General features: G+C 73.2%; 1 protein-coding gene. It reads left to right on the top strand.

The genetic code is table 11. The annotated features are described in order from the left end of the window. A partial coding sequence (locus FOE67_RS24710) for a condensation domain-containing protein (protein ID WP_228474259.1) occupies window positions 1-1770 on the top strand: 1770 nt, incomplete at both ends.

Genomic DNA, 1770 nt, shown 5'->3' with positions numbered 1-1770 from the left:
GGACCCGCCCGCCCTGCGCGAACGGCTGCGGCTCACCCTGCCCGAGTACATGGTCCCCGCCCTGTTCGTGCGTCACCCGCGGCTACCGGTCACCGCCAACGGCAAGGTGGACCGCGCCGCCCTGCGCTCCGTGGAGGGCGGGGCCGCCGCGACGGGGGAGCACACGCCCCCCACCACCCCGGCCGAGCGAGAACTGGCCCGGATCTGGGGAGAGGTGCTGGGCGCCGAACGGGTGGGCACCGAGGCCAACTTCTTCGACCTGGGCGGTGACTCCATCCTCGCCCTGCGGGTGATCGGACTGGCCCGCGCGGCCGGTCTCGACATCGGCGTGGCGGACCTCTTCCGCGCCCGCACCCTCGGTGGCCTCGCCCGGCTTGCCGGGAACGGCACGGCCCCCGCACCCCCCGGGCCCCGTTACGAACCGTTCTCCATGATCGACGCGGAACGGGCCGCGCGGCTGCCCGGGGACGTGGTGGACGCCTATCCCCTCACCATGCTCCAGACCGGCATGTTGCACGAGATGCTGGCCGATCCGCGTCGGGGCGCCTACCACAACGTCACCGACCTGAGGATCACCGTCCCGGAGGGATTCGACCGGGACGCCTTCCAGGCGGCCGTGGACGCCGTGGTGCGCGAGCACGACATCCTGCGCACCTCCGTCGACCTGGTCTCCCGGGGCGAGCCGCTGCAACTGGTGCACCGCAGTGCCCGTCTCCCGGTCGGCTACACCGACCTGCGCGGCCTGCCGCGCGAACGGCAGCGCGAGGTGATGCGCCGCTTCGTCGACAGCGAGTTCGAGCGCCGGTTCGATCTCACCGCCCCGCCGCTGGTCCGTCTCCACCTGCACCACCTGACCGATCACGAACTGCGCTTCACCATCACCGACTGCCACGTGGTGCTCGACGGCTGGAGCCTGACCTCCCTCCTGGCCGACCTGCTGGACCTGCACCGCCGGGCCGTGGCCCACGGGCAACCGCCGCGGCTGCCGGCCGCCCCGCGCTTCGCGGAGTACGTCGCCCTGGAACGCGCCGCGCTGCGGGACGAGGAGAGCGCCCGCCACTGGACCTCCGTCCTGGACACCCTGCGGCCGATCGCCTTCACCCGCCGCGGCGAGCCGGTCGGGGACGGTCCGGTCGTCCACGAGGTCCGTCGCTCCTACCGGGACCTCGCCGAGCCCATCGGTCGCCTGGCCCGCGAGTCCGGGGTGCCGCGACGCACCGTCCTGCTCACCGCCTTCCACCACCTGATGACCCTGTTCGCCGAGCACGACGGGCACGAGGGGCACGAGGGGGGTGCCGGCGAGGTGATCGGCCACTCCGTCGGCGTGGCCGTCAACGGCCGCCCCGAGGTGGAGGGAGCCGACCGGATGCGCGGCCTGTTCCTCAACACCGTGCCGTTCGGGGTGCCGCGCCCGCGCGGCACCCGGCGGGACCACCTGCGGGCGGTCTTCGCGGCCGAGCAGGAGATGCTGCCGCACCGTCGCTTCCCCCTGGCCGCGATGACCGGGCTGCGTCCGGGGACGGCCAACCCGGTGCAGACCGTCTTCAACTTCGTCAACTTCCACCGGCTGCCCGGGGACACCTGGGACGAGTCCCTGGAGATCGCCCGCACCGCCTTCCCCCTCCTGGTCAACGCGAGCGTGGACGGCTTCTCCATCGACATCGACCCGCAATTCGTGGCGCCGGAGACCGCCGAGCAACTGGCCGACCTGTACATCGAACTGCTGCGGACCATGGTGTCCGAGCCCGACGCCCCGGTGACCCCGCCCGC

It is taken from the genome of Streptomyces calidiresistens, assembly GCF_014141525.1.
In the GTDB taxonomy this organism is placed as follows: domain Bacteria; phylum Actinomycetota; class Actinomycetes; order Streptomycetales; family Streptomycetaceae; genus Streptomyces; species Streptomyces calidiresistens.
This window is presented reverse-complemented; position numbering and strand designations above follow the sequence as displayed.